The sequence below is a fragment of the Sphingobacteruim zhuxiongii genome (assembly GCF_009557615.1).
In the GTDB taxonomy this organism is placed as follows: Bacteria; Bacteroidota; Bacteroidia; order Sphingobacteriales; family Sphingobacteriaceae; genus Sphingobacterium; species Sphingobacterium zhuxiongii.
The window spans coordinates 1,488,851-1,501,467 of the sequence record NZ_CP045652.1; the positions used below are offsets into that span (position 1 = coordinate 1,488,851).

A 12,617-nucleotide genomic window follows, 5' to 3' on the forward strand; every position below is an offset into this window, starting at 1 on the left:
TACTTCGCAAATTTTAGATTATCAACATACTTCATGGCTACAATATTAATTACTTCTGCAACATTAGTTTCGGCATCGCATCCTTTGCACTTGACATCGGTGGATGTATTGGTTAAGAATGGTAAGATTGAAAAGATTGCTAAAAACATCCAATCGGATGATAAGAAGCTGCAGGTGATCGATGCGAAGGATAGTTTCTTGTCGGTTGGTTTTTTTGATTTGAATACGAATTTCGGCGAACCAGGTTATGAAACTAAAGAGGATATAAAAACAGGAACTGCAGCAGCTGCGGCAGGAGGTTTTACAGCGGTGGCTGTACATCCGAATACAAACCCTCCAATTCATAGCCGTTCGGAAGTTGCATTAATTGTCAACACCGCGAAAGGTAATCTCGTGGATGTGTATCCCGTTGGAACAATTAGTAAAAAGAGAGAGGGAAAGGAACTAGCGGAGCTTTATGATATGCAACAGACAGGCGCTATCGCATTTTCTGATGGAAACCATAGTGTTCAGCAAGCTGGTCTCATGGGGCGTGCATTGTTATATGCGAAGGGTTTCAATGGATTAATTATGTCACATCCGGAAGATGATTCGATTGGTGGCGGAAATCAAATGAATGAAGGCGAAGTGAGTACCTATTTAGGTATGAAAGGAATCCCTAATCTAGCGGAATCTATCATGGTTTCTCGTGATTTATTCTTAGCGGAATACAACGAGGCGCCAATACACTTCAGCACAATTTCTACGGAAGAATCGGTAGAACTTATCAAGAAAGCGAAAGCAAAAGGATTGAAAGTTACTTGTGATGTTGCAGCACATAACCTCGTGTTTACAGATGAAGAAGTGAAAGGTTTTGATAGTAACTTGAAAGTAAATCCTCCACTACGCACGAAGAAGGATATTAAAGCATTATTGAAAGGATTAAAGGATGGGACAGTCGATGCGATTGTTTCTCAACATACTCCACATGAAATCGAATTCAAAAATGTAGAATTTCAAATTGCTTACAATGGAATTATTGCTTCTCAAACCGTGTTACCACTATTGGTAAAAGCTGGATTAACTGTAGAAGCAATTGTAGAGAAACTTTCTGTTGGGCCACGTGTTATTTTAAATATAGAGCAACCGAAAATAGAGGAGGGGGCAACGGCCAACTTAGTTATTTTTAGTACGGATAAAAAATGGATTTTTGACGGAAAAACAAACAAGTCAAAATCGGCAAACAGTCCTTTATTTGGACAAGAATTAGCAGGCAAGGTGCTTGCAGTGATTAATAATAATCAAATCTTAATCAACGATTAATATGGATAAGAAAGTTAAAAAGGCTTTAGAGGCCAGTATCAATTCATACGCAAAAAGCGAAGAGTTAGACGGCGCAGGTATTTCTGCTGCGTTGATCAATGTGTTCGAATCAGACAAAGCTTTTATGGATAAAGTGTCTGATATGGATGCGGTATTCGATGACGAGCAGCATTTTGAAGAGCTTCGCGAATACGCATTCGATCTATTGATGATAAATTTCTTTGCTGCAGATGTAGAGAAATTAGAAGAAGATTACTTAGATTCGGAAGAGTGGGAGGCAATTGAAGAAGACACGATCGACAGAGGGTCGGAATTGTTGAATATCTTATTGTATCTTCGTGAATGTGCGGATGACGAAATTGAACCTTCGCTAGAGGATTTCTTGAAGGAATTCTTATTGGTCGAGGAGGATGAGTTTCAAGATGAATACCGTATTTACGAGAAGGTAATCGCCAATCAGATTCTAATAGAGAGTGATTTTGCGGCGGTAGCTAAAGTAGCAAAGACAGTAAATGAGGATGAAGAATTATTTGAAATATTTTATCCTTTAGTTGGTTTCTTTAGTGAACCAAAGCCTAGCGACGAGCAGTTAGCTGAATACGAGGCGAATGCTTTGAACAAGTCATTAGATACGGCGCTATACCAATTAATTATAAACTTTAATAAATAATTATGAACGAGACAATCGACAACGCAGCAGTAGTTAAAAAGAAAGCGATTATCCAAGGAGTAATCTTAGGGATTATTTCCTTTATTCTATCGATTATTTCTTTATATATCACGAAGTCAGCGACTTCTTTGTTTACGTCGTCTGCAGCAGCGGGATTTATTAATTACGCCGTTTTTTTAATCGTGGCTGTGTTTTTTGTGATCTCCTTAAGAAAGGCAGCTGGAGGTTATTGGAGCTTTTCAGATGCTTTAAAGAACATTTTCATTATGATGGCTATCGTTGCAGCGATTGGTACTGCGGGTGTCAGCATTTGGAATATGGTTAACCCTGGTTTACAACAAGAAGCAATCGATAATACGATTAATATGACGATTGAGACGATGGAAGCAACTGGTGCACAAGACGAGAATATCGACAATACGATAGAGATGTTGGAGCAACAAAGAAATGCTTTATCGGAGATGACAATTGGTCAAACTCTTAAGGGTTTAGCGATTACGATCGTGATGTATTTCGTGTTATCCTTAATCTTAGCGGCGATTTTCAAAAGAGAAAAGCCAATTTTCCAAAGTCCTGCAGCATCTGATAATGCTCACCCTTGGCAAAATCAAAATTCTTAAATAAAGGTAAACGTTTATATGCTAAAGGTATCATTGGAAAATGATACCTTTGCTTTTTATTATTATGGATATATCAGTAGTTATACCCCTATATAACGAGGAAGAATCACTTCCTGAATTGGTTGCCTGGATTAAACGGGTAATGGATGAACATAACTTTACATATCAAGTTATCATGGTTGATGATGGTAGTAAAGATCGTTCTTGGCAGGTTATCAAATCGCTAAAAGCTGAAAATGAACATGTGACTGGAATTCGATTCCGTAGAAATTACGGAAAATCGGCCGCTTTAAATGTTGGTTTCGCAGCCGCTGAAGGTAATGTCGTGATTACAATGGATGCCGATTTACAAGATAGCCCTGATGAGATTCCAGAATTATATGATCGTATCATGAACCAAGATGCGGACCTAGTTTCTGGATGGAAGAAAAAACGCTATGATCCATTAACGAAGACAATTCCTACGAAGTTATTCAATGCAGTGACACGTAGTATGTCGGGTATCGATAATCTTCATGATTTTAATTGTGGACTTAAAGCCTACAAAAAAGATGTGGTGAAGAGCATTGAAGTTTATGGCGAGATGCATCGATATATTCCGGTGCTTGCTAAGTGGGCGGGATTCAGTAAAATTCAAGAACAAGTTGTACAGCATTTTCCGAGAAAGTACGGCACAACGAAGTTTGGTCCGGGTCGTTTTGTAAAAGGCTTCTTAGACTTGATGTCCATCTTTTTTGTTGGAAAATTTGCGAAGCGTCCAATGCACTTCTTTGGTCCATTAGGCGTGATTAGCTTTTTATTAGGTTTCTTTATTACGATTTACTTAATCGCTGATAAGTTGATGAGTATTGCGAATGGAACGGCCTACAGAAATGTAACCGATCAACCGCTTTTCTTCTTGTCTTTAGTGGCTATCGTATTAGGAACACAATTGTTCTTAACGGGTTTTGTTGCTGAGCTAGTTGCTCGTAACGGTTCTGACAGAAATAAATACCATATCGACCAAGTCATTTAACATGTTCTTTTCGATTATTATTCCTCTTTACAATCGACCTGTCGAAATTAAAGAACTATTAGCTTCTTTAACGGAACAGGTTTATCAAGATTTTGAAGTAATCATTGTTGAAGATGGTTCTTCGAAACCGGCAGAGGATATTGTTGCACGTTTCAAGGATAAATTGGATGTGCATTACTTCTTCAAAGAAAATGAAGGCCAAGGCTTCGCAAGAAACTACGGATTTGAGCGGGCCAAGGGAGATTTCTTTATTGTGTTCGATTCAGATATTATTGTTCCAAAAGACTATTTGAATCTAGTATTGCAGGGTTTGGAACGCGATCAATGGGATGCTTTCGGTGGACCCGATGCGGCACACCATTCCTTTACATCGATTCAAAAAGCGATTAGCTATTCCATGACAAGCCCTTTTACTACAGGGGGAATTCGAGGAAATAAAAAGCATGTTGGTCAGTTTCATCCGCGTAGCTTTAACTTAGGTATTTCGCGTGCGGTTTGGGAGAAAACCCAGGGATTCAAACTATCGAGACGATCGGAAGACATTGAGTTCAGTATCCGAATGATTAATGAAGGTTTTAAAGTGGGATTGATTCCAGAGGCCTTTGTTTATCATAAGCGCCGCGCAAATTTCAATCAGTTCTACAAGCAGACGTTTAACTTCGGAAAAGGAAGAATAGATATCTGGCAGCGCTATCCTGCTGAACTTAAGCCTGTTCACGCATTGCCTGCAGTATTTGCGATCGCCGTGTTTGGATTGATCATGATTAATGCCATCAATTTGTTGACGATGAATGAAATAAACATTGTTAATTGGTTAGGTTGGATTGGGAACAGTTTTATGTTCATCTATACGATTTTGCTTTTTATACATGCATTGATTGTCTGTAGAAGTATTAAAGTAGCGTTTCTCGCAGTAATTGCCGCTTATACACAATTAATCGCTTATGGGCTTGGATTCTTGTCCGAATACTTTAATGTGACGCTTGCGAATAAAAGCAAGAAAAAATTGACAGTTTAACTGGCCTTTGTTATATTGTCGATATTAAGATATGATTGCACTTACACAAACTAGTTTAGATAAGTTAGAGGTACTATTTAGTGATTTGGGATTCAAATTACGTTATGAGAAGGGTTCGTTTCGCACCGGAGCCTGTATTCTTCAAACCTCAAAAGTTGTGGTTGTTAACAGATTTTCCAGTGTGGATATGAAAGTGCAGTCACTGTTACAGATATTACAAGGTATCGAAGTGGAGGAGTCACTCATTAGTGAAAAACTTCAGCCATTTTACGCAAATATAAAAAAGACTTTAGAAACGATTTGAGAGTAACATTTTTAGGAACAGGAACTTCTCAGGGTGTGCCAGTTATTGCTTGTCATTGCCCAGTTTGTCAATCTTCAGATAAGAAAGACAATCGCCTTCGTTCGTCTATTCTGCTCGAATATAATGGACATACGGTCGTAGTCGACACAGGTCCTGATTTCCGTTATCAAATGTTACGTCAACGTGTAGATCGCTTGGATGCTGTCTTAATGACGCATTCGCATAAAGATCACGTTGCTGGTCTCGACGATGTACGTGCGTATAATTACCAACAACAACAATCCATTCCTATTTACGCGAACAAAGCGACTCATGATGCTTTAAGAAAGGAATTCTACTATGCCTTTAGTGAGCATAGATATCCAGGCGTTCCTCAGCTGGAATTGGAAGAGATACATGCGGCTGAAGCCTTCGAACTTTATGGCGAGTTAATCTTGCCGATCGAGGTTATGCATTTTAAAATGCCGGTACTTGGATTTCGTATTGGAGATTTTGCATATATCACCGACGCCAAGACGATTTCGGATTTGTCATTCGAATTGCTTGCTGGTGTGAAAGTCTTAGTGCTAAATGCATTACAGAAAGAACCCCATATTTCTCATTTAACGCTAGAAGAAGCTTTGGAAGTTGCGAAGCGTATAGCTCCAGAAAAGACATATTTAACCCATATTAGTCATCGGTTTGGAAAGCATGAGGATATACAAAAGGAACTCCCTGATGGAGTTTATGTTGCTTTTGATAATATGGTTATCGAATTAGATTAACTTGTCTTAGGCGCGCTCTTATGCGCTCAAAAAAAGTAAAGAAAAGTAATAGACCTTCAAATTCATTGCATTAGCCTATCTGGTTTTTGTTTTACTGTATCAAATCTTGCTTATATATTTTTATTTTATAAATAAGATTATCAATAAGTTATCTCTTTTAAGGCTGAAACTTAATTACTAAAAACAACTCTTTCGCAAACCTTTTAACTCCTAAGTTGTTAGAAAGTTGATAATATGTTTAATTAATTTATAACAAATCAAAACTTTACTACTATGGGAAATATTTTGTATTTAATCGCTGTAATTTTAGTTATTATTTGGGCCATTAGTTTTTTTGGTGGCTACGCGACAGGTGGTATTATCCACATTTTATTAGTAATTGCAATTATTGTTGTCTTATTAAGAATTATACGAGGAAATGCTTAAAAGTTCTTAGTTAGAACTGTTTAAGTAATACTGAGCAATAGCGATATCTTCAGGAAGGGTGATTTTAATATTCTTATAATCCCCTGGTATGATGGTTATGCTATTGCTCATTTTTTCTATTACAGAAGCATCATCTGTAAAGTTGCTGTCTTCCTCTTGTTCGTAAGCCTTTTGGAATAGGGTAGCCTCAAAAACCTGAGGTGTCTGAACCAGCCATACGTCATTTCTATCAATCGATTTACTTTGTTCTTGATTCCCAAGCCGAACCGAGTTACTGCTTTGTACGGCAGGAATGAGCGCTGCCTGTTTACTATGACAAGCCTGAAATAATTGTTCAATCAAGCTTGTACTGACTAGCGGTCTAGCAGCATCATGGACAGCGATAACATCATTCTCTAATAGGTGATAGTGAGATTGGATAAATGAAGTTGCATTTTTCACACTTTGAAATCTGCTGTTTCCCCCAACACATACCGCATGCGGTATGTCAAAATGGTATTCGAGACACAGTTCTTCCCAATAGTTCATCATGTCTTCCGATAGCACAATGATTATTTTTGCATTGACATCGGCATTTGAAAACTTAGCAATAGTATGCATTAGGATAGGTTTTCCATCCAACAGCATAAATTGCTTAGGAAGATTGCTCGCCATACGAGAACCCGTACCAGCAGCTACAATGATTGCAAAGTTATTGTTCATAGCTCACAAAGATATCTAGTAGAAAATAAAAAAGGAGGCATTAGCCTCCTTTTATTTATCTTTTATGCGAATCATTAGATGATTAACATGGCATCACCATAAGAATAGAAGCGGTATTTTTCTTTTACTGCTACTTCGTATGCGTTCATCGTGTTTTCATATCCCGCAAAAGCAGCAATCATTACCAATAGTGTTGATTGAGGTGTGTGGAAGTTTGTGATCATCGAGTTCGCGATACTAAAATCGTAAGGTGGGTAAATAAATTTACTTGTCCAATCGTTCGCTGATTTTAAATGTCTATCGGCAGATACAGATGATTCAATAGCACGCATTGACGTTGTTCCAACTGCACAAATTCTGCGTTTTGCATCAATTCCTTTGTTCACAAGATTTGCCGCTTCATCGGTAATGATGAATTGTTCGGAGTCCATCTTATGTTTGGTTAAATCTTCAACTTCAACGGTACGGAAAGTTCCTAAACCAACGTGTAATGTTACTTCAGCAAATTCAACACCTTTTAGCTCTAAACGTTTCATCAACTCTCTCGAGAAGTGTAAGCCAGCTGTTGGAGCAGCTACAGCACCTTCGTTTTTCGCATAAATTGTTTGATAGCGGAACTTATCTTCAGGAGTAGCTTTACGTTTAATGTATTTAGGAAGTGGAGTTTCTCCAAGAATTTCAATGTTTTTGCGGAACTCTTCGTCAGTACCATCAAATAAGAAACGGATAGTACGGCCTCTAGAGGTTGTATTATCTACAACTTCAGCAACAAGTAAATCGTCATCACCAAAATATAGTTTATTTCCAACACGGATTTTACGAGCAGGATCAACTAAAACATCCCATAAACGAAGTTCTTTGTTTAATTCGCGTAATAAGAATACTTCGATCGTAGCACCTGTTTTTTCCTTGTTTCCGTACATACGGGCAGGGAATACTTTGGTGTTATTTAAGATCATAACATCTTTATCATCAAAATAATCTAAAACATCCTTGAAGATTTTGTGCTCAATTTTTCCACTGTCACGGTGTAATACCATAAGACGCGATTCGTCTCTTTGTTCAGAGGGTTCAGAAGCGAGTAAAGATTCAGGTAGATTAAAGTTGAATTGTGATAATTTCATTCTAAAAAATAATGACAATATTAGACCCTCTAGCCTTACTGGGGCTAGAATTTAATAAGGCTTACAAAGGTAAACATTTTTATGTATTTAATATGTCAAATGTTTCCTTCACAAATCCTTAACGAAATCTTCTTGTAATTGTGTCTTCGAGTTGCTCTTTTTTTGAGATATTCAAAAGATTTCTATTCGCGATATTGCTTTTTCTAAAATATATCGTAATTTAAGTCGAACAAAAAACTGTTAATATCTCCAACTTGAACTAATATAACATGGCTGATACAACCAAAAAAGAGGGTATTGCAAACGAAATCGTTCCTATTCCTGAGATTCTAGAAGACGGAATGCAACATGTGAACAATCCTGTTCTTGATTTGCCAAGAATTGAAAAGCAATATTTAACTGCGGTGAAGGGGTACTCCCAAGACCGTAATGTATTTTATTTTACCGATGGACGCGCCAAGGTGGAGGTGCTGGTGGTCTCGGAAGAGATTATTCGCGTTCGCTTAGCACCGGAAGGTGTTTTTTTAGCTGATTTCTCCTACGCTATCAGTAATAAACCTGATGAGTACGTAAATTATCTATTGGAGGAATCGGATACCCATTATAAGGTAAAAACCAATGCGGTTACCTGTTTCATTCAAAAGGATAATTTCTATATTTCCTTCGGAAGTGCGGAAGAGAAGGTGTTAAACGCAGATTTTGCGGCGATGCACTGGGAGGAAAATGTTGATTTCGGAGGGTACTATGTTTACTGTACGAAAGAAGCACAAGAAGATGAGGTGTTTTTCGGTTTAGGTGATAAGGCGACCAATTTGAATTTACGCGGTAGAAGAGTTCGCAATTGGAACTCAGACACCTACTCTTATGCTTTTAATCAAGATCCTTTATATAAGACTATTCCATTTTATATTGGCGTAACACAAGGTGATGCCTATGGGATATTTTTTGATAATACATTTAAAACTTTCTTTGACTTTGCTGCGGAGCATCATGATCAAACTAGTTTTTGGTCAGAAGGTGGCGAGTTACAATATTATTACATCCATGGTCCGAAAATGATTGACGTGGTAAAACGTTATCATAGTATTACAGGAACGCACTATATGCCGCCATTGTGGGGGATTGGTTACCATCAATGTCGTTGGAGTTACTATCCAGAGAAAAAGGTAAGAGATGTCGCGACAGAGTTTAGAAATCGCGAAATCCCTTGTGATGCACTCTATTTGGATATTGACTACATGGACGGTTACCGTTGTTTCACTTGGAATAAACGTTATTTTCCGGATCCTAAAAAAATGATTGCTGATTTAGCAGCCGATGGATTCAAAACGGTCGTGATGATTGATCCAGGAATTAAGGTTGATGATCAGTATTGGGTATTCAAACAAGGGAAGGAAAACAACTATTTCTGTAGGAGAGGGGACGATTATTTTATGGAAGGTTTTGTATGGCCTGGACGCTGTCAGTTTCCAGATTTTACGAATCCGGAGGTTCGAGAATGGTGGGGCACGCTCTACAAAGGTTTAGTTGATGATGGAGTTGCTGGTTTTTGGAATGACATGAATGAGCCTGCTGTTTTTGGTCGCGGAACTTTCCCTGATGATGTCAGACATCAATTTGATGGACATCGCGGTTCGCATCGAAAGGCACATAATATTTATGGAATGCAAATGGTTCGCGCTACATATGAGGGTTTAAAGAAGTTATATCGCAATAAGCGACCATTTACGATCACGCGAGCGGCTTATGCCGGAACGCAACGTTACTCTTCGGTTTGGACGGGTGATAACATCGCGACTTGGGAGCATTTGCGCATTGGTACTCTTCAGTTACAACGTTTATCGGTTTCCGGAATGTCATTCTGTGGTACGGACATCGGCGGTTTTACTGGCGAACCTGATGGGGAATTATATACTAGATGGATGCAGTTTGGGGTGTTTTCACCATTTATGCGTGTGCACTCTGCCGGAGATACGCGCGATCGTGAACCATGGAGCTTTGGCCCAGAGTGGGAAGCGATTTGTAAGAAATTTATTGAACTACGGTATAAGTTACTGCCTTATATCTACAGTGTATTCTGGCAGCAACATAAATATGGTGATCCCATTCTACGACCGATCGCTCTGTTAGAGCAGCATATCGCGAAGAATTTACAACGCGAAGAGGAGTTTGCTTTCGGCGATCATTTATTAGTATCTCCTGTTTTACACCCAGGTCAAGCAAGTAAAATTGTTTATCTTCCGGAAGGAACTTGGTATTATTACTTCAACAATAAGGTGTACGTGGGTTCGCAAGAACATACAATCGATACACCGTTGGATGAGATGCCTTTCTTCGTTCGCGGAGGCGCCATTATTCCAGAATTCCCTGTGATGCAATATACGGGAGAGCAAAAGATTGAATCGCTTCGTTTGAACTATTACTTTTCAGCGGACAGTTGCGATTCTTATGTTTATTCTGATCATGGCGATACTTTTGCATACGAACAAGACGTTTATATAGATAAGCATTTTATAGCCGAAGGACGAAATAACGGAGTTAGTATCCGTCAAGGCGAACAAGGGCTTTATACACCTAACTATTCAACATTTGATTTATACCTAATTGGTTTACCTTTTACGCCGAGCAATATCATTGTTGATGGCTTAAAAGTTGAATCGAAGAAAGATACAGAAGGACTGTCATACGTACAATTAGACCGTGATTTCAAAAAGATAACAATTCAATAGAGAATAAATTTCTTAAACAACCTAATAATGAGTGAAGCGGTTCAAGTACATAGCTTACTGTCGGATTTTGATATTTCATTATTTAGATCAGGGAGGCACTACAAACTCTATGAGAAATTTGGTTCTCATGAGTTAACGATCAATGGGCAGGTTGGAGTATACTTTGCGGTATGGGCTCCAAATGCGAAGGAAGTATCGGTGATCGGAAATTTTAATGGCTGGAATCCTTATTCTCATCAACTACATGTGCGTTGGGATAGCAGTGGCATTTGGGAAGGATTTATTCCTAACCTGCAAAACGGGGAAGTCTATAAATACCATATTCTAACGAACCAAGGGGAACGTTTAGAGAAATCAGATCCTTTTGCGTTACATACTGAAATTCCACCAAGTACGGCTTCAATTGTTTCAACGACTTGGTACAAATGGACGGATTCGGAATGGATGTACAATAGGAGAGAAACGAATGCATTAGATCGACCGTATTCGGTTTATGAAATGCATTTAGGCTCGTGGATGCGTGATCCTGATCATCCGGATCGTTTCTTTAGCTACCTGGAAATTGGCGAACGACTCGTTCCCTATTTGCAGGAGATGGGCTTTACGCATGTTGAGTTTATGCCGGTTATGGAACATCCTTATTATCCGTCTTGGGGTTATCAAATCACAGGCTACTTCGCGGCGAGTTCTCGATACGGAGGACCTCAGGAATTGATGGGGCTGATTGATGCTTTGCATCAAGCGGGAATTGGAGTTCTGCTAGATTGGGTCCCTTCGCATTTCCCGGGAGATGCGCACGGGCTGTATCGATTTGATGGGACACATTTATTTGAACATGAGGATCCGAAGAAGGGATTTCATCCCGATTGGCAATCTTATATTTTTAATTACGGTCGGAATGAAGTCAAATCGTTCTTAATCAGTAATGCGTTTTTTTGGCTGGATCGTTACCATATTGATGGTTTACGTGTTGATGCCGTCGCTTCGATGCTTTACTTGGATTACTCGAGAAAACAAGGTGAATGGATTCCAAATGAGTTCGGTGGGAATGAGAATCTAGAAGCAGTTCGCTTTTTAAAGGAATTGAACGAAGCTGTATATAAATACTTTCCGAATACCCAAACTATTGCAGAAGAGTCGACTTCTTGGCCAGGTGTCAGTCGGGCGACTTTTAACGACGGTTTAGGATTTGGAATGAAATGGATGATGGGCTGGATGCATGATACGTTGAGCTATTTCAAGGAGGATCCTGTCAACAGAGCGTATCATCATGATAAGATGACTTTTGCAGGTGTCTATGCTTTTACGGAGAATTTTATGCTGCCACTCTCACACGATGAGGTCGTGTATGGTAAGCAATCATTAATCTATAAAATGCCTGGCGATGAGTGGCAAAAGTTTGCTAACTTAAGGTCACTTTACCTCTATATGTTCACCTTCAGTGGCAGCAAATTGCTGTTTATGGGCGGAGAATTTGGGCAAACATCGGAATGGAATGTCAACCAATCTTTAGATTGGCATCTCTTGCAGTTTAAACCCCATTTAGGTTTAAAGAAATTTGTGTCGGATTTGAACGCTGTTTATAAAAATCATCCAGCGTTGTATGAGAAGGCTTTTAGTCCAGAGGGATTTTCTTGGATTGAGATGGCTGATCATGCGAATAGTCTCTTTGTTTATGCTAGAAAAGGGCATGACGAGGAGAACGATTTGCTTGTTGTGTTAAATCTTACACCTGTTGTTCGTCGGAATTTCAGGGTCGGAGCTCCACATGAGGGCAAATGGGAACTTGTTTTGAATTCTGACGATGCGAAATATAACGGTAGTGCTGTCGCTGTAAAGAAAAAGGTAGCAACCGAATCGGTTTATTGGATGAATCAAAAACAGTCTATTGTATTAGATGTCCCACCTTTGGCGGGCTTAGTGTTTAAACGTGTTTTATAAGT

12 protein-coding genes are annotated in these 12,617 nt (G+C 38.9%); 10 read left to right on the forward strand and 2 right to left on the reverse strand.

Annotated elements, in window-relative coordinates; all coding sequences use genetic code 11:
* The first annotated feature begins 33 nt into the window (after nucleotides 1–33).
* The 8 genes from GFH32_RS06430 to GFH32_RS06465 all read left to right on the forward strand — a co-directional run bounded on the left by GFH32_RS06430 (nucleotide 34) and on the right by GFH32_RS06465 (nucleotide 6,119).
* Nucleotides 34–1,302: a dihydroorotase gene (locus GFH32_RS06430; RefSeq protein ID WP_153510360.1), complete on the forward strand. Its 1,269-nt coding sequence runs from the start codon at nucleotides 34–36 to the stop codon at nucleotides 1,300–1,302.
* A gap of 1 nt (nucleotide 1,303) precedes the next feature.
* Complete coding sequence (locus tag GFH32_RS06435; protein WP_153510363.1) at nucleotides 1,304–1,972, forward strand: hypothetical protein; 669 nt, start codon at nucleotides 1,304–1,306, stop codon at nucleotides 1,970–1,972.
* Nucleotides 1,973–1,974: 2 nt separating this feature from the next.
* Nucleotides 1,975–2,592 carry a DUF4199 domain-containing protein gene (locus GFH32_RS06440; RefSeq protein ID WP_153510365.1) on the forward strand — a complete coding sequence of 206 codons (618 nt, stop codon included), beginning with the start codon at nucleotides 1,975–1,977 and terminating at the stop codon, nucleotides 2,590–2,592.
* 64 nt (nucleotides 2,593–2,656) lie between these two features.
* Entirely contained in the window at nucleotides 2,657–3,607 is a 951-nt protein-coding gene (locus tag GFH32_RS06445; RefSeq protein ID WP_153510367.1) for a glycosyltransferase family 2 protein, read from the forward strand.
* Nucleotide 3,608: 1 nt separating this feature from the next.
* Nucleotides 3,609–4,625 (forward strand): glycosyltransferase, encoded by a 1,017-nt coding sequence (locus tag GFH32_RS06450; protein WP_153510368.1) that lies wholly within the window; start codon nucleotides 3,609–3,611, stop codon nucleotides 4,623–4,625.
* 31 nt (nucleotides 4,626–4,656) lie between these two features.
* Entirely contained in the window at nucleotides 4,657–4,929 is a 273-nt protein-coding gene (locus GFH32_RS06455; protein ID WP_153510369.1) for a hypothetical protein, read from the forward strand.
* Nucleotides 4,926–5,693, forward strand: a complete 768-nt coding sequence (locus tag GFH32_RS06460) for an MBL fold metallo-hydrolase (RefSeq protein ID WP_153510370.1) — start codon at nucleotides 4,926–4,928, stop codon at nucleotides 5,691–5,693. Before GFH32_RS06455 ends, GFH32_RS06460 begins: the two co-directional genes overlap by 4 nt.
* Before the next feature lie 273 nt (nucleotides 5,694–5,966).
* Nucleotides 5,967–6,119 (forward strand): lmo0937 family membrane protein, encoded by a 153-nt coding sequence (locus GFH32_RS06465; protein WP_138090834.1) that lies wholly within the window; start codon nucleotides 5,967–5,969, stop codon nucleotides 6,117–6,119.
* Between the two features lie 6 nt (nucleotides 6,120–6,125).
* On the opposite strand, the gene GFH32_RS06470 is transcribed toward GFH32_RS06465, so the two are convergent.
* Both GFH32_RS06470 and queA read right to left on the reverse strand, forming a co-directional pair.
* Nucleotides 6,126–6,821: a 2-C-methyl-D-erythritol 4-phosphate cytidylyltransferase gene (locus GFH32_RS06470; protein WP_153510371.1), complete on the reverse strand. Its 696-nt coding sequence runs from the start codon at nucleotides 6,819–6,821 to the stop codon at nucleotides 6,126–6,128.
* Nucleotides 6,822–6,895: 74 nt separating this feature from the next.
* A complete protein-coding gene (queA, locus tag GFH32_RS06475; protein WP_153510374.1) occupies nucleotides 6,896–7,945 on the reverse strand; it encodes a tRNA preQ1(34) S-adenosylmethionine ribosyltransferase-isomerase QueA in 1,050 nt (349 codons plus the stop codon).
* Nucleotides 7,946–8,214: 269 nt separating this feature from the next.
* On the opposite strand from queA, the gene GFH32_RS06480 reads away from it, so the two are divergent.
* Both GFH32_RS06480 and glgB read left to right on the forward strand, forming a co-directional pair.
* The gene (locus GFH32_RS06480) at nucleotides 8,215–10,674 is read left to right on the forward strand and encodes a glycoside hydrolase family 31 protein (protein ID WP_153510376.1); all 2,460 of its coding nucleotides are present in this window, start codon (nucleotides 8,215–8,217) and stop codon (nucleotides 10,672–10,674) included.
* A 27-nt stretch (nucleotides 10,675–10,701) separates the two neighbouring features.
* The gene (gene glgB, locus GFH32_RS06485; protein WP_153510377.1) at nucleotides 10,702–12,615 is read left to right on the forward strand and encodes a 1,4-alpha-glucan branching protein GlgB; all 1,914 of its coding nucleotides are present in this window, start codon (nucleotides 10,702–10,704) and stop codon (nucleotides 12,613–12,615) included.
* The last annotated feature ends 2 nt before the right edge of the window (nucleotides 12,616–12,617 follow it).